Source organism: Dermacoccus sp. BD5 (assembly GCF_044878485.1).
Taxonomy (GTDB): domain Bacteria; phylum Actinomycetota; class Actinomycetes; order Actinomycetales; family Dermatophilaceae; genus Dermacoccus; species Dermacoccus nishinomiyaensis.
Genome location: NZ_JANJER010000008.1, coordinates 1 through 19,897, shown reverse-complemented (window position 1 = coordinate 19,897; position 19,897 = coordinate 1). Strand labels below are relative to the sequence as shown.

The following is a 19,897-nucleotide window of genomic DNA, read 5'->3' as shown; positions in this document are numbered from 1 at the left end:
AGACGAGAGGTCGACGAGTGGACATCACGAGGATCAATGGATACGGCCCCGACCACGAGTGCTGGGTCGGGGGCGGGCACGAGATGGGCCCGCCACGGATGCGGTCGGTGCATGCGTCGAGCAATTCTGCCCAGGCGGAGGTGCTGTCGGTCATCGACGGCTTCCTCCAACTGCGCGTGCCGAGTGGTGACGCCGTCTGGGTGTGGAGTCACGAACCGTGGACTGCGGACGCCGGCGCTCCCGTCACGGTCGGCGAGGTCGTGCAACTCCACGCGGCTGACGTGGTCTCTGACAGCGACGTGTCGTGGGTCCGCGCCGTCACGCGGGTCGATGAGTTCGACGCAGGGGAGGCGCGTCGCATCGCGTCGGGCTCGGTGCGCCGTTGCGGAGAGTGCGGGCAACTCGAGTGCGACGGTGGCGCAGGGTGTCTCTGGCTCGCGGGGGACTTCTACGCCTTCGAGCTCACGGCGAACATGGGCGACGAGCGCTATGTCGTGGGGCTGGGCAACGGCATGGCCCGCATCGTCGAACGTGGTGGCGTCCTCTACCCGGCGGAAAGGCTGGGCACGATCGCTGCCCTGGGCCATGCGGCGTACTGGGAGGACGCCGGCGACGCCGACCTCGACGAGATCGTGCAGTCAGCGCGGCGCGACCCGCAACTCGACTACGGCCCAGGGGCGCCGAGGAGAGAACGCCGGCAGCAACGCTGACGGCCGTGGATCAGTCGTCCAGGTCGTAGGGATCGTCTTGCTGAAGCTGTGCCCGCAGCCATTCATCGTGCTTCGCCGGGTTCGCCAGGGCGTCGCGAATCGCGCGGTACTCGTCATCCTCGGCGAGGATGTTGCGTAGGTGTTCTCTGTCGTCGCCATCGAGGGCGATGGTGCACTCGAGCGTGGTGCCGTACCCGGAGCGCAGATCGACCAGGAGGCTCTCCCACGAGCGACGTTCGGCGTCGGGCAACTGCCCGGCGGCATCGAAGGGTTCGAGCTCGATCGCTGCGGCCAACGGCACTCCGATCGCACCACCTTCGACGTCAGCCAGCCAGCGCGCGACCACTTCGGCGAGGCACTCGGAGGTGAGGGCCATCTCGACGGGCGGGGCGGTGGCATCACCGTCGGCGCTCGCGATGGCGCGGGTGGGGCTGACCTGGGTGAGGGTCCAGCTGGATGCGCCGCCCATCATGCCGTCTTCGCTCCCCCAGTGGAACGTGGCGAGTGTGACGCCCACGGGAGCGTCATTCTGTGTGAGGAAAGGGGCCCCGCTGGGTTCGGCGAACTGGACTCGCCTGCCGTCGACACACACATACCGGCGTGCCGGCGCCTCCCAGGCGCCAGGGAACTCGTCGTCCTGCGACTCGAACTGCTTGGTGGAGAACGCCCAGTCGTGCTCGTCGGGCTCTCCGTCGCCGGTTGCGCGGAGTCGCTGAAGCACCTCGTCCTCGGGGAATCCGCACACCCACATCGCGACGTTTGCCGGGACGTCGAACACGCCCACCTCGTCGGGCAGCGCATTCGGACGAGGCTCGCTCGCCCACCCATCGGCCGTGCAGTGCCACAGCTGCCCCTCGGGGTCGTCGTGAGCCTGGCTCCTCCATAGGAAGCCTTCGCCGGTGCTGGCACGGCGGAGGATCCAGGCTGAGCTCGAGGCCGGCTCGAAACCGTGGGGGAGGTCTTTCTTGCGAGGCTTGCACTGGGGCATGGGCCCGAGGTTACCCGTGCAGAGCCGCCAAGACCCGGCTCGCGACCGTGTCTGGGTTCTCGTGCTCCCAGACGCGCATGACCGTCCACCCTTTCTCGACGAGAAGCCGGTTCGTGTCGGCGTCACGTGCCGCGTTGGCGGCGAACTTGTCCTGCCACCAGCCGGCGTTGTTCTTGGGGGCGGTCGAGTGCTGGGGGCATCCGTGCCAGTAACAACCATCGATGAAGATGGCCAAGCGAGCACGGGTGAACGCGATGTCGATGCTGCGCCGCGGCGCGCCCGGCACCGGGTACCCGACTCGATATCTCAGCCTGTGCGCATGGAGGATGCGACGGAGGGCGAGCTCGGGGGCGGTGTCAGCTCGACGCGCCCTGGCCAATCGAGCTGCAGCTGCGGGGTCGGCGTTGCCCGGATGGGACGCCAGCGGTGACGGCACCGGGCCTTCGTGAGAGGGCACCGCTGTCATTGCAGGTCACGGGGGCTGTCAGGCATCCGCATGTGACGGTCGCGATCGCGCATCGTCTGCATGAGGGCGAAGGCGTCCACGGCAGTGAGCGTCCCCTCGGAGACGAGCTCACCCATGATGTGCATCGTGTCGCGGGTGGTGATCCCCTTCCGATCGGCGTGCTCTGCTGCTTCTCGATCGTCGGTGACCCACCACGATCCCCTGAGTTCTTCTCGTGTCTCGATCAGCACGAGTGTCATCGCCTCGCCGAGGTGCTTGGTGGGTTCGGTCTCTCGCCCTCCAAACACGACACGGCGGGTGCGAAGGACGGCTGTTCGCCGCTCAGCAGCCTGTGAGCTCCGCGAGATTGGTCTGTGACATTGAATCCCCCTCAAAAAATGTGACGTCGGCCATTCTGCACGGCGACGAGCTGCTCCGCCAGAGCTGGTGAGGGAGCCCGCGGCTTGGAGGTTCGGGCGCGCCAAGTCATGCCGCTGGGTGACGGCCTCCGGTAGGTTGGGCACGCTGGTGTCCGCGCGGCCCGGCGGCCAGGAAGACGGCAGCAAGGCAGAAGGGAGTTCGGCATGATGTCGGATGCCCGATGGGTGGCTGTTTCGCCGTCTGCTTTCGAGCATGAAGAGCAGGGCTTGGCCTTGATCCGCGCGGTGACGCCGGACGAGTCTCCGTACCGTGCCTGGGCCAACTGCGAGTTCCGTGATGAGCGCGGTGCGTGGCACGAGGTCGACCTCATCCTCCTCACGCGTTCGACGCTGTACCTCGTCGAGCTCAAGCATTACTTCGGCGTCGTGCGTGGCAGCGACCGCGTCTGGGAGCGCATCGTCGACGGTCGTCCGCCGCGGCGAGAGGATTCGCCGCTCCTGCTGACGCGCCGCAAGGCGCAGCGCTTCGCGTCGAAGCTCAAGGCCGCTGCCGAGCAGTGGGCCGACGAAAGGGGTGCGTCACGTGACGAGGTTCGAGCGATCGTCCCGTTCGTCAAAGAGGCCGTGTTTCTGCACCACGCGCAGTTCCAGTGCCAGCTGCCCGAGGAGTCCCGTCGAGATCTGTACGGTTTGGACGGCGCGGAGGAGCTCAGCGGCCTGCCCGGCATCAGTGAACTCATCTTTGCGCCGCCGCACCGTGAGCCCATCACCGAAATCCGTGAACTTCTGCTCGTCGATCTGTTGAAGCGCATCGGTCTCGTCGCCCGCCGCGAGCGCGAGATCGGCTCGTGGCGCATTGAGGAGAACCCGATCGCTGCGGGGCCGGATTGGCAGGATTGGGCGGCGCAGCACATCCACACGGGCGAGAGAGCCCGGGTGCGTTTCCCCATCGTCGATCCGAGTGCCAGCGATGCTGTCCGCGCCGAGCAGGCGCGCGTGGTTCGCCATGAGTTCGCGATGCTGCAGCGGTTGTCGCACGACGGCATCGTCCGCCCGCGCGATTACGTGTCGGGTGAGATGGGCGATGGCATCGCCTATGCCGACGACGACGGCAGCGAGCGGCTCGACCTGTGGTGGGAGGGGAATCGTGCTCGTGTGTCGTTGGCGACGCAGCTGTCGATCATCCGCCAGATCGCCGAGGCTCTGCATTATGCGCACGGCAACCGCGTCGTGCATCGTGCGCTCAACCCGGGCGCGGTGTGGGTGCGCTCCCGTGCAGACGGTGGCGCACCCATCGTCAAGGTGGGTGGCTGGCAGGCCGCGGGCGGCACGACGCCCGGCGCGGGTACGTCGCTGGCCGGCATCACCCCACTTCATCACGCCACAGCCCCGTCACCGAGTGCCGACGACGGTTCCTTGGATGACGTCTTTGCCGCGCCAGAGGGTGCGTGGTCACCCACTGCTGACCGCGTGCGCCTCGACGTGTTCGCGCTTGGCGCCCTGACGTATTACCTCGTGGCGGGTAAACCGCCGGCTACGTCGGCGGTCGCGTTGAAGGCCCGCCTTGCGCAGCAGGGCGGCCTCGATGTCGCTGTTGATGTGCCGCAGGTGTCGGCGGAACTGCGTGATCTCGTGCTCAAGGCGACGAGCCCCCGCTCTTCGGAGCGCTTCGGTGACGTCGGATCCTTCCTGGCAGCGCTCGCCGCCGCTGAAAGCACCGCGAACGAACCGGACGAGGCTGCTGATCCGCTCGATGCGTCCCCCGGGGATCAGCTCGACGGCCGTTTCCGCCTGGTGCGACGACTCGGTCAGGGTTCAACAGCAGTGGGATTGCTCGTTCACGACGAGGCGGCGGGCGCCGAGCGTGTTCTGAAGGTTGCGCTCAATACAGAGGCAGGGGCGCGCCTGGGTGACGAGGCGGCGGTACTCGCAAACCTGTCGAGCCCACGCATCGTGCGTCTCGTCGAGGGCCCCATCCTGGTCGGCGGGCGACCGGCTCTCGTCCTCGACGAAGCGGGGCGTGAGACGCTCGCTGACGAGTTGCGTGAGCTGGGGCGCCTGCCCATCGACCGACTGCAGACGTACGGCACCGATCTCATGGATGCTCTTGTCATGCTTGATGCGAAGGGTGTAGATCACCGCGACATCAAGCCGTCGAATCTCGGTGTGCAAGAGGGGCGCGGCGACCGCAAGCGTCACCTCGTGCTGTTCGATTTCTCCCTGACGAATGCTGCCGCGTCCGCCGTCGGGGCAGGTACGCCGCCGTACCTCGACCCGTTCTTCGACGAGCAGCGCAAGAGTTTCGATTCTGCGGCCGAACGCTATTCGGCTGCCGTCGTGCTGTTCGAGATGGCGACCGGGGAGACCCCGCGCTATGGCGATGGCACGGACGACCCGGGCGCCATCAGCGACGACGTGACGCTGGAGCGTCACATGTTCGACCAGGCATTGGCTGACGGGCTGCTGGCGTTCTTCGCGAAGGCGTTGGCGCGCAGTCCGCTCGAACGGCACGAGACGGCCAAGGCGATGCGCGAGGCGTGGGTGCACCTCTTCACGGGTGCCGCCACGACGACGCAGCCGGACGAGGAGAGTGACCGCCTCGCGGCTGCAGCCACCCTGACGACCCCGCTCGCGGCCTCGGGCCTGACGGCGCGTGCTCTGTCGGGTCTGGAACCGTTACGCGTCGCCACTGTCGGAGAGTTGCTCGCTGTCGACCCCGTCGCGATTCAACGCCTTCGCGGGTGGTCGGCGGTCACGCGCGACCAGGTGTGGGCGCGCCTCAAGCAGTGGCGGGCGACGCTGGACGCACCGGCGCAGGTACGGCGCTCGGACGCGGCGTCGCTCACGGACGTGGCGCAGGCACTCCTCGATGCCGTCGGCGATGACGGGCGCGCGGGCGAGAGCCGTCGGGCGGTGCTGCGTCTTGTGCTCGGGCTGAGCGGTGACGTCGATGCCTTCGCAACCCAATCCGCGCTCGCGGCGTCGCTCGCCGAGCCCTTGACGCCAGGTCGTGTGGCACAGATCTTCGGCGAGTTGCAGGAAGCCTGGGCGACGAACCCTGCAGCGCTGGGCGTGCTCACCGCACTGGTCGAGACGACGGTGACAGCGCTCGCTGACCTCGGCGGCGTTGCATCGCCGAATGAACTGGCGCAGGCTCTGCGCCGCGCGTACCCCGAGGCCGATGGCGCAGATCAGCGTCGCGCGCTGGGTCTGGTTCGCCTCGCGGTGGATCGTCACCGCGTCTTGGGCCGCGCAGAGAGCGACGAGGCCATCATGGAGATGCGTCGCCGCGGCGGTGTCGTCACGCTCATCGCCATCGACACCGCTCTCTTCGACGTGGCTGAATCGCTTGGTGCGCAAGCAGACACGCTGGTCGCGGCATTGGGCGATCCGACGCGTGAGCTGGTGCCCGCAGCGCGTGTATCACAGCGGCTCACTCGCATCATCGACTCGGTGCGGGGCAAACAATCCGGTGACACCGACGATGAAGATGCCGACGACGACCGCTCGATTCTTGGAAAGCAGGCCGACCCTACGCGGCTGGCGCCGCTCGCCGCGGCGGCATCGGGCGCCGCGCATGCCTCGGCGCTCGGTGAGTTGTACACGGACGAGTTCACGCGTGCGTCGGCTCTTGCTGTGACCCTCGCGGGCTTCGGTGGGCGCAACACCCTGTCACCCGCCGAGGTACGCGCTCGTGTCGCTGCGCGCTTCCCGTCGTTGCAGAAGCTGCCTGAGCGTCCGCGCCTCGACGCGCTGGTCGAGGAGGCCGGCCTCGGCCTAGTGTTCGACGACGAGATGCGCCGCTACCGGCTTCGCGGTGTCGCGTCGAACACGACGGGCCTCGAATCGCGGCGCCCCACGTCGCATGACGTCGCCAGCTCGCCCGTATCCATCACGGGGCGTTTCGGTGTGCGGCTGGACGATTCGGTGAGCAGCCGCTCTTTCCTGGCTCTGGGGGCGCGCTCTGAGCGGCTCGTCGAAGCTGTGGAGACGCTACGTCGTGCTTATGGCGCCGAGGTGGTCGACCTCAGTGAGCTCCTCGTCGATGCGCTCAAGCAGCAGACGGTGGGGGGGCGCCTGACGTGGGATCACGTGCGGGCCGCCGACGCCGCCGCGCCGCACACGAAGGCTGCGCAGGGTCTCGGACAGCTCGTGCGTCGGGCCTGGCCGCAGATCGAGAACCACCTGGTGGAGCGCATGGATGCGGCTCACGGTGTCGCCACCACAGGCACGTCTGGCTCGAAGGCGAGCGAGGACGCACACGTAGCCACTCCGCTGGCCGAGCGCCCCCTGCTGCTCACCGACGCGGCACCCCTCGCCCGATACGGCCACATGGATATGCTCGCGCGCTGGAGCGATCTCGCGGCGCCGCGCTCGCGGCCGGTGTGGTTGCTCGTGCCACAGGTGAGCGGCAACCACGGCGCGGTGCTCGATGGTGCGCCGCTGCCACTCGCCGCGCCCAGCCAGTTCGTCCCCCTCGATTCTGATTGGATCGACACTCACGCCGCGGCGCTCGCGGCAGGTAAGGAGCACTGACGTGCCCGTTTCGTCGTCTGCGCTGACGCCGGCCCTCAAGAAGCTCGTGCTTTCGACCGAAGCTGATCTGCGTGCGTGGGTGGAAGCCGATGGGACGACGCGTACGGCGTGGCGGGAGGCCTACGCTTCGGCTCAGCGTGCCAACCGCACGAGCTTGTCGTGGCAGGCGTGGCGTGACGATCGGGTGACGCAGACGGCTGTCGCGTGGGTGCTCATGACGGTATTCGTGCGCTTCTGTGAAGACAACGAGCTGCTCGAGGACACCTGGTTCACCGGTCACGGTGAACGACGTCAGGAAGCACTCGATGCCCAGCTTGACTTCGCCCGCGCCAACCCGATGAAGACCGACTTCGCGTGGCTCGACTCAGCGCGCATCGCCTTGCGTGATGTCAAGGCCACGAGCGATCTCGTGGAGAGGCATTCGCCGATTCACTTCGCGCAGCTGCCCGGTGAGGCGGCGAAGCGCATCATCGAGTTCTGGCGTGAGCAGAGCGACGACGGCGCACTCGTGTGGGATTTTCGTGACGACTCGCTCGACACGCGTTTTCTCGGCGATCTGTACCAAGACCTCTCGGAGTACGCGAAGAAGACGTTCGCGCTGTTGCAGACGCCCGTATTCGTCGAAGAGTTCATCCTGGACCAGACGATGGAGCCAGCGCTCGCCGAGCGGCCGCTCGAGGGGTTCCGCCTCATTGACCCGACGTGCGGCTCAGGCCACTTCCTCCTCGGTGCGTACGCGCGTCTCGAGCAGCGGTGGGCCGAGGAGGACACCTCCCTGACGCCGGAGCAGCGTGCCCAGAAGGCGCTCGACTCTGTCGTCGGTGTCGACCTCAACCCGTTCGCCATCGCTATCGCGCGCTTCCGCCTCATCGTCGCTGCGCTGCAGACGTGTGGTCTCACCTCCCTGCAGAATGCGCTGCACTTCGATCTCAACCTGGCAGCAGGTGACTCGCTGCTCTACGGCCGCGATAACGCGCTCGTTGGCGGAGCGGGGCAAGGTTTCGACGGCGCGGACGCGGTTGGCCTCTTCGAGCAGGGCGCCGAGGACGCTGCGTTGCTGCGCCGCCTGCTTGAACCGGGCACCTATGACGCGGTCGTCGGGAACCCGCCGTACATCACCGTCAAAGACAAGGTGCTCAACGAACGCTACCGCGCGCTTTACCCGACGTGTAAGGGTACTTACGCGCTCAGCGTGCCGTTCATGGAGCGCTTCTTTGACCTGGCCCGCACGGGATCGCCGGGGCGCCCGGATAGCGGCGGGGTTGCTGCCATGGAACCCCAGGAGCGACCGGCCGGCTGGGTTGGCCAGATCACGTCGAACTCGTTCATGAAGCGCGAGTTCGGCAGCAGGCTGATCGAGGAGTTCTTGCCTCGTCAGGATCTGCGGCTTGTTGCCGACACTTCGGGCGCCTATATTCCCGGTCACGGTACGCCCACCGTCATCGTCGTGGGCCGTCACTGCGCTCCTGTCGCTGGCACCGTACGAGCCGTGCTCGGCAAGCGTGGAGAGCCAGGGCAGCCCGCTGACCCCGCGCGAGCATTGGTCTGGTCGAGTATCCACGATCAGAGCAGCAACGCGGGCTTCGAGAATGAATATGTGAGCGTAGACGATATAAAGCGCTCGTCTCTGAAGCAACATCCGTGGAATCTCACGGGCGGGGTCGCTCCGCTCGTTGTCGAGCGCCTTAATGCTAATTCGGGGGTAGAGCTGGCTGCCCTGCTGGATGGGCCTGTCGGTTTTGCCAGTTTTCCCGGTTCCGATGACTCTTTTTTTAGCTGTGATTCGGAGCTCCGGCGCACTGTCCCCAAATCTCTTATCAAGCCGGTCGTTACCGGGGACGTAGTGCGCGACTGGGACATCGCGGAGGGGCTCAGTGCGCTCTTTCCGTATGACGATAAATATGACCTCCTGGCACTGGGGCAGTCTGATGACTGGGGGCGGAGGATGTGGCCGCTTCGTACGCCGTTGGGCTCCACCACTGATTTCGATGGCAAGACGAAGGCATCGTCTGGAAAGCCTTGGTGGGGGTGGTACCGCCTCGTAGCGCGGCGTTACAAGACGCCCTTGACCATCACGTTCGCGTTCGTCGCTACGCACAACCACTTCGTACTGGATCGCGGCGGAAAGGTATTCAAGCAGTCGGCGCCGGTGATCAAGCTGCCCGAGGGTGCGACGGAAGATCAGCACCTCGAACTGCTCGGCGTGCTCAACTCGTCCACCGCATGTTTCTGGCTCAAGCAGAACAGCCACAATAAGGGAGACTCCACCGACACGAAGGGCGCTCGTGTAACAGGCGACCCCGCATTCGATAGCTACGAGTTCACCGGCACCACGTTGAAGGATTTTCCGCTCCCGGGGAAGTTACCGTTGGAGCGGGGTCGTCGCCTCGACAGCCTCGCCCAGAAGCTGGCAGCTCAGACCCCGCCTGCCCTCATTGGGCACGAGACTCCGACGCAGCGGATGCTCGACACCGCGCGGGTTGCTTACGGCGTTGTCCGTGAACGCATGATCGCGGAGCAGGAAGAACTCGACTGGGAGTGCTACCGCCTTTACGGGTTGCTCGACGAGAACGAGGTCGATCTGACGTGCGCCGATGCCGGCGTAGAAGTACCCCGTGTGAAGCTCGGCGAACGCGCTTTTGAAATTGTGCTTGGCCGCAGCATGCGTCCGGCCAATGGAGGAGCGCGAGCCACTACGGATTGGTTCCGCCGTCACGGCTCGACACCGATCACCGAGATCCCCGAGCACTGGCCCGCAGGGTACCGCGCGCTCGTGCAGCGCCGGCTCGATGCCATCGAGAACAATCCGCTCATTCGGCTCCTCGAGCAACCGGAGTACAAGCGTCGCTGGGCCAGGGAGCCGTGGGAGAAGCAGGTCGAACGTGCGCTGCGCACGTGGCTGCTCGACCGGCTCGAAGCGCGCACGTACTGGTTCGATGCGCAGGGACGGCCCGTCGCGCGATCCGTCGCTCAGCTCAGCGACCGCGTCGAGCGCGATGCCGAGGTGCTCGATGTGTTGCGCCTGTGGTTCGAACGCCGCGACGCGAGCACGACGGAGATGCTCGTCAAGCTGCTCGCGCCCGAGGGCGTGCCCTACCTCGCCGCGCACCGGCTCAAAGATTCTGGGTTGCGCAAATATGAGGCGTGGGAGCACACGTGGGATCTGCAGCGGCGCGAAGACGCCGGTGAGAACGTCGGCACCATTCCGGTGCCACCGAAGTACACGACGGCGGACTTCCGCAAGACGTCCTACTGGTCGCACCGCGGCAAGCTCGACGTGCCGAAGGAGCGTTTCATCTCCTATCCCGGCGCCTCACGCACGACCGACCCCACCGAGCTGCTCGGCTGGGCGGGATGGAACCACGCCCAGCAGGCGCTGGCGCTGGCCGGCGTCATTGCGGAGCGTGAAGACGACGGGTGGGAGCCCGAAGCTCTCGTGCCGCTCGTCGCTGGCCTCGTCGAGCTTCAGCCCTGGGTGCGCCAGTGGTACGACGAACTCGATCCGACATTCGGCGTCAACCTCGCCGACTTCCTCGATGAGCAGCTGCGCGAGCGCACCGCTCAGGTCGGCCTCACCCCCGATCAGCTGCGCGCTTGGCGGCCCGCCGCCGCGACGCGGGGCCGACGCAAACGCACGACCTGACGTCGCACTGCACTTCGAAACCAACCGAGCCAACCCGCACCAACCGTGATCGCCCGCCGGGCGGCACAGCAAGGGGCACACCATGAGCGAATACCTGCGCGACGTCATCGACATCCCCGACCGCGTGACGTCGAACGACTACGTGTTGCGCCTCACCGACTCCGTCGGTGACGACGCGACGCAGCGAACGCTCGACAACTACGTCGTCACCCCTGCGCTGGAGCAGGCCTTCGACCAAGCGCTCGGCCTCGTCGGTGATGCCCTCCAGACACACGAAAGCCGCGGGGCCTTCCTCGCCGGCTCGTTCGGCTCCGGTAAGTCGCACTTCATGGCCGTGCTGCACGCGATGCTCACCCACCAGCCTGCTGCGCGCGCGAAGGCAGGGTTGCAGGGCGTCATCGCGAAACACGAGGACGCGTTGAAGGACGCGAAGGTGCTGCCGCTCGCCTTCCACCTGCTCGGTGCGACGACGATGGAACAGGCGCTTTTTGACGGCTACCTGCGCCAGATCCAAGAAATGCACCCTGGCGCCCCGCTGCCGGCGCTGTACAAGTCCGATGCACTGCTCGATGACGCCGACACCATGCGCCGCACCCTCGGTGACGAGCGCTTCTTCGCCGGCCTCAACGGCGACATGGCCGCCGCCGAGGCTGCGGGGGAGGCAGCTTCGGACGACCCGTGGGCCGACGACACCGTCTGGGACGAGGTGCTCGCCACCGCGACGTGGGACGCGCAGCGCTACACCGAAGCTCGGGCGGCGAGCGCCGCCAGCGAGAGCCGCCAAGAACTTGTCGCTGCGCTGGCCCGTACATATTTCCGCTCGTACGCGCGGCAGGGCGAGTACGTCGACATCGATACGGGCCTCGCGGCCATTTCGGCGCACGCGAAAAAGCTTGGTTACGACGCCGTCATCCTCTTTCTCGACGAACTGGTGCTGTGGCTCGCGTTCGGCGTCACGAACACCACGTTCTTCCAGCGTGAAGCGCAGAAGCTCACCAAACTCGTCGAATCCGCAGTCGGCGGGCGGGCGATCCCCATCGTGTCGTTCGTCGCGCGTCAGATGGATCTGCGCCGCTGGTTCGCCGATTCTGGTGCGAGCGGCTCCGAGCAAGAAGCTCTCGACCGCGCCTTCAAGCACCAAGAAGGGCGCTTCAGCGTTATCGCCCTTGGAGACGACAACCTGCCCTACGTCGCGAACCAGCGACTGCTCCAACCGCACGACGAAAAGGCCGCCGCGACGCTGCGCGAGGCGTTCAGGGGCATCGAACGCCGCCCCGCAGTGTGGGATGTGCTGCTCGACGGCATCAACACCGACGAGAACCACCGCGGCGCCGACGAGAAGGCGTTCGAGCTCACCTACCCGTTCTCGCCGGCCCTGATCTCGACCCTGCGCAGCCTCGCCGGCGTCATGCAACGAGAACGAACGGCCCTCAAGGTCATGCAGCGCATGCTCGTCGATCGCCGCGACACACTGACGGTCGATGACGTCATCCCCGTCGGCGACGCCTTCGACCTCATCGTGCAGAGCGAGAGCGGCCAGCCCCTCGACGTACAGGCCGCGGCGTTGTTCCGCTCCGCGCAAAAGCTCTACACCGAAAAGCTTTACCCCACGATTCTGAACCACCGCGGGTTCTCCACCGAGCAGGCCTACGCGGAGGCTGACGAGATGGCACGCCGCACGGTCGAAAACGACCTGCGGCTCGCCAAGACCATGCTGATGTCCGCCGTCGCACCTGAAGTGCACGCGCTCAAGAACCTCACGCCGCAACGCCTCGCTGCGCTGAACCACGGATCCATCGTCTCGCCCCTCGCCGGTGGCGAAGCCAGCATCGTCCTCGCCACCGTGCGCAAATGGGCGGAGGTCATCCCCGAGATCCGGATCGAAGGTGAGGGCCGCGACGCCGTCATCCGCGTGCAGCTCGCGGACGTCGACTACGAATCCATCGTCGAACGCGCCAAGCACGCCGACACCGACGCAGCCCGCCGCGAACTCATCCGCACCTTCGTCGGTGGCGCCATCGGCATCACGGACGGAGCGTCTGCGGACATGCAAGGCGCCTATGCGCTGGAGCCCATCTGGCGCGGCACCCGTCGTCGGGTGGACGTCATCTTCGGTAACGTGCGCGACCACTCGTGGCTCTCCGACGACCACTTCCGCGCTGCGCCCGGTACCTGGCGCGTCATCATCGACCACCCCTTCGACACAGCCGGACACTCCTCGAGCGAGGATCGCCGCCGCCTCGAAACCATGAAGGCCGCCCGCTTCACGAGTCGCACCTTTGTCTGGCTGCCGCGATTCGTCAGCGACGAGACCCTGCGCAAGATGCGGCGCTACGTCATTCTCCAGTGGCTGCTCGCCAGCGAGGAACGCTGGCGCACCAACGCCGAACACCTAAGCGAAGGTGACCGCCAGCAAGCCCGCGGAATCCTCGAAGGTCAACGCACCAACCTGCGCGACTCCATCACCTCCGCCCTCAAGCAGGCGTACGGGGTCACCGACCCGCAGCCCGGCGTCATCGATCCTGACGAATCGCATACCGACACCGTGACGTCCCTCGACACGGCCCTCGGCTTCGTCGCCCTCGACGGCACCGACCTCAAGGGCGCCTTCGACACCCTGATCGACCGCGCGTTCAGCAGCACCTACCCGGAGCACCCGCGGTTCGACGCAGCAGGCGGGGAAGTGAAGGTGCGCGACTTCCGAGCCGTAGCGGAGGCCGTGCTGCGCGCCGTGGACGACGACACCAAACGCGCCCCCCTCGCCGGCCTCAACGCAGGCAGCATCCAGCGCATCGCCAAACCCCTCGGCGTCGGCGCCGTCAACGACCAATACTTCGTCTTCGGCGACCACCAGTTCACGCCCTGGGGTGTCGAGATCGAGAAGAAGCTCGGAGAGCGTGCCCAATCAAGCGGCACGGACGCCGCAGCGCCCGTCACCGTCGGTGAACTGCGCGGCTGGATCGGCTCAACGCCGCAGGGTGCAGGCCTGCCCGCGGCCGCCGTCGACCTCATCGTTATCGCGTGGGCAGCGCTGCGTCAGCGCACGCCCTCCGGGGAGCCGCTGGAGGCCCTCGAACCAGGAAAACTGAGCGATCACATCGCCCTGCGGCAGGAACGGCTGCCGTCACAGGACAACTGGGCGAAGGCCACCACGCTGGCGCAGCAGGTCTTCGGCGCACGGCCCGTCCGGCGTACCGTGACGGCGAGTGCGCTGGCCATCTTCGAAGGCGACGTGCTCGGGCAGCTGCGCGACGCAGGCGAGGCTCAGAGTGAGCTGGTCGAGGCTCTCGACAGCGCGTACCTCAAGCGGGGGTTGCATGACGGGCCGCGTCTGACCACCGCTCGTGAGGTGGCGGCACTCGCCAAGGCTGCCGCGCAGCTCAAGGGTGTGGCGTTGGTCGACCACCTTGCGTCGACCGAATTCACCTCCAGCCTCACGGCCGCGGGAAAGTCCTTCGCCACAGCAGCTCAGGTGGGGGGCGCCCTGGGTCGCTTCGATTGGGAAAGGTTCGTGACCCTTGACGCCGCCAGCGCCGGCGAGGGGGAGCATGCAGACCAGGCCGCTGCTCACGTGGCAGAACTCAAGAAGATCTTGGCTGACGACGAGTTCGTCACCTCGCTCAGCGAGGCACTCCAGGCCCTCGAAAAGGCTTCCTGGCAGTGGATGAGGGTGGCATCGGCAGCCGCGCTTGCCGGCCAGGGTGCCCCCGCAGCAGGTTCGCCTGTCCCCACCGTCCCCGGCCCCGTATCGCACGAGAACGCCACCCCCCACGATGCGGCACCGGCCATCACCCGCCGCGTGGCCACCCGCGCCGAGGCGGGCAACGTCGTCGATGAGCTCAACGCTTTCCTTGCGGCGCACCCCGGCAAGGTCGTGACCGTCACCTGGCAGGTTGACGAATGAGTTCGGCAGCGCTGGCGGGCGTCGATGCCTCGATGGCGCTCGCCATCATCGACGAGGCAAAAGCCAAGGGTTATCGACGCGGAATCATCGGGCTGCGCGGCAACCCGACCCTCACTCGAACCGAGGAACGCACGCACCGCGGCGAGCCTGTGCGCATCCGGCCCGCGGTCTCAGCCCTCGCAGCGCGCGAACACATCATCGAAGCGCGGGGTGCCGAGGGATGGACAGCGATCGTCACCGACCGGAGCGAGGAGGATCTCGGTGCCGGCATCTGCGCTCACCTCGTCTGGGCGCGGCTGCGCAGTCCCGACGCGTGGGACGCCGTACGCGCCGCCTTCGGCGCGACCGGCCTCGACCAAGCGCTCATCACCACACCGCACCAGCGCGAACTCGCCGCCGCCGTGCTGCACGCGACACCCAGCATCGAGGACGGAGGATGGCCGGTTGCCGCCGCGGGTGTGCTCACGCGTGACCACCTCATGCGCGCGGTCGCCGAGCGACACCTCGGCTTCGACGCGAACATCGTCGACACGATGGGCCTCATGCGCTGGTCGATGCAGCCCGACGTGACCGCCCGCATCCGTCGACTACGCGACACGACGGCGCACATCCTCGCCGACGAGACCCTGCGATGGATGGCGGATCTCACCGGCGCCGCCGCACCTCTCGTCAATCACCTGCTCGGTGAAGGCCGTGTCGGAGACCTCGTGCCCGTCGCACTCACCCTGAACACCCTCGACAACGCGCCCGCGCAGGCGGAGACACACGCTGCCAGGAGCCGACTCGACGCGTCCCTAGGGCTTGTCCGATCGCAGAATCCCGGCTCACGCGCCCTCGGGCTGGCGGCGGTCGCGCTCATCGAAGACGACCTCACCGCCGGGGGCAGCGACCGCGCCCACGCCGCACTCGAACGCACGGACGTCATCCTGCGCGACATCGGCGCCTCGGCGCTCGCCGCCGACTCGACGCTGCTGCGTGCCGGCCTCGACGCACGGCTTGCCGTGCTGGCCCGCGCCATGGAGCGTCACGCCCGTGATCCGCTGCCCGACCACCTCATCGCTGTCGAAAACGCCTGGGCGGCAACCGAATCGCACCGTGATCGGCGTGCTCTCGGCGCGGTGCGCGAGCCGGTCGAGGCAGGCGTGCGACTGTGCCGCTGGCTCGCTGAAGCCACACCAGACGCGGCGGTCGGCGACGCGGCCTTCGTCCACTACAGCACAGCGCACCTGCGCGACTGGTCTTGGGCCGACGCCGCCATCAACGATGCCTCCGTGGGCGTCACCGACCCCCAACTGAGCGATGCGTTGGGTTCCGTCATCGACACTGCGCTCGCGCGCCGCGTCGTGCTCGACCGGATGTTCGCCCGCGCGCTCGCCGACGTCACAGCGCGCGCCGGCGCTTCGGCTCACGCAGCCACCGGCGTCAGCTCGGCGGAGGGGAGCGTCTTCTTCCTCGAGCACGTCCTGCCCGACATCGTCATCCCGCTCGCACGAGAGACGCGGGCGCTCATGCTGGTCCTCGACGGCATGAGCGCTGCGGCCGCCAACGAGATCATCACCGACGTCACCAACGATGGATGGGTTGAGCTCGCCATCGACGGCGGGCCGGCCCGTGCGGCCGCCGTCGCCGTGTTGCCGACGCTGACGGAGGTCAGCCGCTGCTCGCTTCTTTCCGGGCGGCTTGAGGCAGGAGATCAGACCCGCGAACGAAAGAACTTCGCAGCACTGCTCACGCACAAGGGCATCACGGGAGCGTTGTTCCACAAAAAGGACGTGGACACCCTCGCCTTCGGTGCGAGGGTCGCCGAGCCCGTCGCAACCGCGATCGACGGCGACGACCACCTCATCGCGATCGTGCTCAACACCATCGATGACGCCCTTGATCGCAGTGATCCTGGTGGAACGCACTGGGGTGCCGCCGAGGTGAAGCACCTCAAAGCGCTTCTCGAACGGGCGCGGGCCGCGGGCCGCGCCGTCATCATCACCGCTGACCACGGCCACGTCATCGAACGCAGGGTGGGCAAGCAGCGCAGCTACCCCGACATGACGAGCGGGCGTTCACGCACAGCTCCCTCGGGCGTGAGCAGCGAGGTGGCGGAAGACGAGATCGCCGTTGCGGGCAGGCGCGTCGTTGACAAGACGGGGGCAGATGCCGCAGCCACCCTCGCCGTCGACGAGGGTTTGCGCTACGGGCCGCTCAAGGCCGGGTATCACGGGGGCGCGAGTGCAGCCGAAGTCATCGTCCCGGTCATCGTGCTGGCACCCGTCAACCGCCCACTTCTGCCGGGCCCGCAGGAGCTAGGATCGCAAGGCCCATCCTGGTGGGTCGGCGCGTCAGCTGTTTCACGTGAAACGCCCTCAGCGGTTGAATGGACGCACCACGCCATCCCGGGAGATGCGAACACCTTGTTCACTGCGACGGAACAGGCCGAGGAACGTCCGGCAGATGTGGCCTCGAAGGCCCCTTTGACGCGTCCCGTTGACGAAGAGCAGGAGTGTGCAATACGCCCCGGGGGCAAGCCCACGCTGGGTTCAGCCGTCGTAAGCAGCGCCATCTACGTCGTTCAAGTAGAACGCGCGGGCCGTGTCGCGCTGAATGCCGAGCAACTCGAGAGGTTCATCGATGAAGCGGCCGCCCGTGGTGGCAGGATGCGGCGCGAACAGCTGGCCAGCACCCTAGGAATCCACGTTGCGCGCCTCGGTGGTGCCGTGGCACAGCTGCAGCGACTGCTCAACGTCGAGGGCTATCCCATCGTGCGGATGGACCCCGTCTCAGGCATCATCGAGCTCGATACCCGCCTACTCGCCGAACAATTCGAGGTGGCTCGATGAGTGAACCCCCGCGCCCACCCGTTGACGTATCGGCGCGCCGACGCCGGGATGTCCTCGCAGCGCTACGACGCGGCACCGTGCCCGAAAGCGGGCTCGATCTACTGGCGGTCGGCCTCGATCGTTTTGACGCCGCGCTCGATGAAGAGCTCGACACGGTCGCGACAGGCGGGGCCGTGTTCAAGGCCATTCGCGGTGAATACGGCGCAGGAAAGACGTTCTTCACCCGCCACCTCGCCGAGCGCGCAGCCAGGCGCGGATTCGCGACGGCCGAAGTGCAGATCTCCGAAACGCAGACGCCCCTGCACCGTCTGGAAACGGTGTACCGGCGCATCACCGAATCTCTGCGTACGGCATCGGTGACGCCCAGCGCGTTTCGCCCCATCATCGACAGTTGGCTGTACGGGCTTGAAGAGGAAGCGATCGAGGCCGACCCGGCGCTCGCCGAGGACGGTGACGCGCTGTCGCAGGCCGTAGGCATCCTGATGGAATCGCGGTTGCGCGGTGTCAGCCAACGCTCACCACTGTTCGCGCAAGCACTGCGTGGGTACCAGCGGGCCACGATGGAGGGCGATGCGGCAACGGCTGAAGGCCTCGCAGCGTGGATGGCAGGGCAACCGCAGGTCGGTGCCTCAGCGAAACGCGCAGCTGGTATTCGAGGCGATCTCGATCACTTCGGCGCGATGGCCTTCCTCGAAGGGCTACTCGTGGTGCTTCGTGATGCAGGTCACCCGGGCTTGCTCCTCGTGCTCGACGAGGTTGAGACGCTGCAACGCGTCCGCGGCGATGTCCGCGATAAGGCCCTCAACGCGCTGCGCCAACTCGTCGACGAGATCGATGCGGGACGCTTTCCCGGGCTCTATCTGGTCATCACCGGTACGCCGGCGTTTTTTGACGGGCCCAGTGGAGTGCCCCGTCTGCCGCCGCTCGCAGGACGACTCGCCACGGACTTCTCCACGGATGCCCGCTTCGACAACCCCCGGGCCATTCAGGTGCGCCTGCCCGGCTTCACCCCGGAATCACTCGTCGAACTCGGTTGCCGAGTGCGAGATCTCCACGGCCAGGGCAGCGCGCGTGTTGCTGCCGTAGATGACGACTACCTTCGCGCCCTCGCCTACGCGGTCACCGGGCAACTCGGGGGGAAAGTAGGCATCGCGCCCCGGTTGTACCTCAAGAAGCTCGTCGCCGACGTCCTCGACCGTGTTGAACAATTCGATGATTTCGACCCGCGCGTTCACTACGCGTTGACCGTAGGCAGCGGCGAGATGACACCTGAAGAAAGCGTTGCTGCCGGCGCCACAACCGTTGACGACATCGACCTCGACCTATGAGTGGCGGGTTCGACGCACTCCATCCGAGCGTGCAGCACCATGTCGTCAACACGCTCGGGTGGTCGTCGCTACGACCCCTGCAGGATGAGTCCGTGGCGCCTGTCCTTGCGGGCGAAGATGCTCTCTTGCTCGCCCCCACGGCCGGGGGCAAGACAGAGGCGGCCGCGTTTCCGCTCTTGACGCGCGTCGCGAGCGAAGAGTGGCATGGGCAATCGGTGCTGTACCTGTGCCCGCTCAAGGCGCTGCTCAACAACCTGCAGCCACGGCTGGAGATGTACGCAGCGTGGATCGGCCGGAGCGTCGCGACCCGCCACGGCGACACCGGGGCGGGCGCGCGACGCCGACAACTCGCCGAACCGCCGGCCGTCCTGCTGACGACGCCCGAATCGCTCGAAGCGATGCTGACCTCGACGCTCACCGGCACGAGCATCTTTCGAGATGTGCGTGCCGTCGTCATTGACGAGGTGCACGCATTCGCGGGGGACGACCGCGGCTGGCACCTGCTCGCGCTCCTCGATCGCATCGAGCAGATCGCCGGACGCCGTCTTCAACGGGTGGGTTTGAGTGCGACAGTCGGAAACCCCGAGCGACTGCTCCATTGGCTTCAGGGGCGCAGTGCCGGTCATCGGCCTGCCCGCGTTGTGGCACCCGCGGCGCTCGCGGCGTCATCGCCTGAACTGACGCTCGACTATGTCGGCTCGCCCATGAACGCAGCCAAGGTGATTGCGGCGTTGCATCGGGGCAGTAAACGCCTTGTCTTCTGCGATTCGCGGAAGACGGTGGAGGACGTCGCGGTGCGCCTGCGTGATCTCGACGTCCAGACGTTCGTCTCGCATTCGTCGCTGTCGATCGATGAGCGCCGCCGGGCGGAAGAGGCATTCGCTCAGGCCCGTGACTGCGTCATCGTGTCGACATCCACGCTGGAACTGGGCATCGATGTCGGAGACCTCGATCACGTCATTCAGATTGGTGCTCCGGGGACCGTCGCGTCGCTTCTTCAACGACTGTCATTCGCCATCCAAGGTGAACCACTGACTCGCGGAATAAGGGGCCTGGTTCACTTTGGATGACAGCCCGGCGGCCGCCAGGCACCATCCAAAGTGAACCAAATCAGCACGGATTAAGTTGAGGA

At 66.9% G+C, this 19,897-nt stretch carries 10 protein-coding genes; 7 read left to right on the top strand and 3 right to left on the bottom strand.

Annotation, left to right across the window (positions count from 1 at the left end; genetic code table 11):
• Nucleotides 1-17: 17 nt before the first annotated feature.
• The gene (locus NQ706_RS07565; protein WP_150112690.1) at nt 18-710 is read left to right on the top strand and encodes a hypothetical protein; all 693 of its coding nucleotides are present in this window, start codon (nt 18-20) and stop codon (nt 708-710) included.
• A 10-nt stretch (nt 711-720) separates the two neighbouring features.
• Here NQ706_RS07565 and NQ706_RS07560 read toward each other — a convergent pair whose 3' ends face one another.
• The 3 genes from NQ706_RS07560 to NQ706_RS07550 are packed head-to-tail and all read right to left on the bottom strand — an operon-like array spanning nt 721 to nt 2,394.
• Nucleotides 721-1,698, bottom strand: coding sequence for a hypothetical protein (locus NQ706_RS07560; RefSeq protein WP_038566389.1), 978 nt, complete (start codon nt 1,696-1,698; stop codon nt 721-723).
• A gap of 10 nt (nt 1,699-1,708) precedes the next feature.
• Complete coding sequence (locus tag NQ706_RS07555) at nt 1,709-2,164, bottom strand: very short patch repair endonuclease (RefSeq protein WP_081873528.1); 456 nt, start codon at nt 2,162-2,164, stop codon at nt 1,709-1,711.
• Nucleotides 2,161-2,394, bottom strand: coding sequence for a hypothetical protein (locus NQ706_RS07550; RefSeq protein WP_404360681.1), 234 nt, complete (start codon nt 2,392-2,394; stop codon nt 2,161-2,163). The genes NQ706_RS07555 and NQ706_RS07550 overlap by 4 nt, the downstream gene beginning before the upstream one ends.
• Nucleotides 2,395-2,727: 333 nt before the next feature.
• Here NQ706_RS07550 and pglW point away from each other — a divergent pair, with 333 nt between their 5' ends.
• The 6 genes from pglW (at nt 2,728) to NQ706_RS07520 (ending at nt 19,835) form a co-directional block, all read left to right on the top strand.
• On the top strand, nt 2,728-7,059 hold the full coding sequence (pglW, locus tag NQ706_RS07545) for a BREX system serine/threonine kinase PglW (protein WP_081873529.1): 4,332 nt from the start codon (nt 2,728-2,730) through the stop codon (nt 7,057-7,059).
• A 1-nt stretch (nt 7,060) separates the two neighbouring features.
• A complete protein-coding gene (gene pglX, locus NQ706_RS07540) occupies nt 7,061-10,702 on the top strand; it encodes a BREX-2 system adenine-specific DNA-methyltransferase PglX (RefSeq protein ID WP_404360679.1) in 3,642 nt (1,213 codons plus the stop codon).
• Nucleotides 10,703-10,784: 82 nt separating this feature from the next.
• The gene (locus NQ706_RS07535) at nt 10,785-14,606 is read left to right on the top strand and encodes a DUF6079 family protein (protein ID WP_038566393.1); all 3,822 of its coding nucleotides are present in this window, start codon (nt 10,785-10,787) and stop codon (nt 14,604-14,606) included.
• Complete coding sequence (gene pglZ, locus NQ706_RS07530; RefSeq protein WP_404360677.1) at nt 14,603-17,437, top strand: BREX-2 system phosphatase PglZ; 2,835 nt, start codon at nt 14,603-14,605, stop codon at nt 17,435-17,437. The genes NQ706_RS07535 and pglZ overlap by 4 nt, the downstream gene beginning before the upstream one ends.
• Complete coding sequence (gene brxD / locus NQ706_RS07525) at nt 17,434-18,765, top strand: BREX system ATP-binding protein BrxD (protein ID WP_038566396.1); 1,332 nt, start codon at nt 17,434-17,436, stop codon at nt 18,763-18,765. Before pglZ ends, brxD begins: the two co-directional genes overlap by 4 nt.
• The gene (locus NQ706_RS07520) at nt 18,762-19,835 is read left to right on the top strand and encodes a DEAD/DEAH box helicase (RefSeq protein WP_404360675.1); all 1,074 of its coding nucleotides are present in this window, start codon (nt 18,762-18,764) and stop codon (nt 19,833-19,835) included. Before brxD ends, NQ706_RS07520 begins: the two co-directional genes overlap by 4 nt.
• The last annotated feature ends 62 nt before the right edge of the window (nt 19,836-19,897 follow it).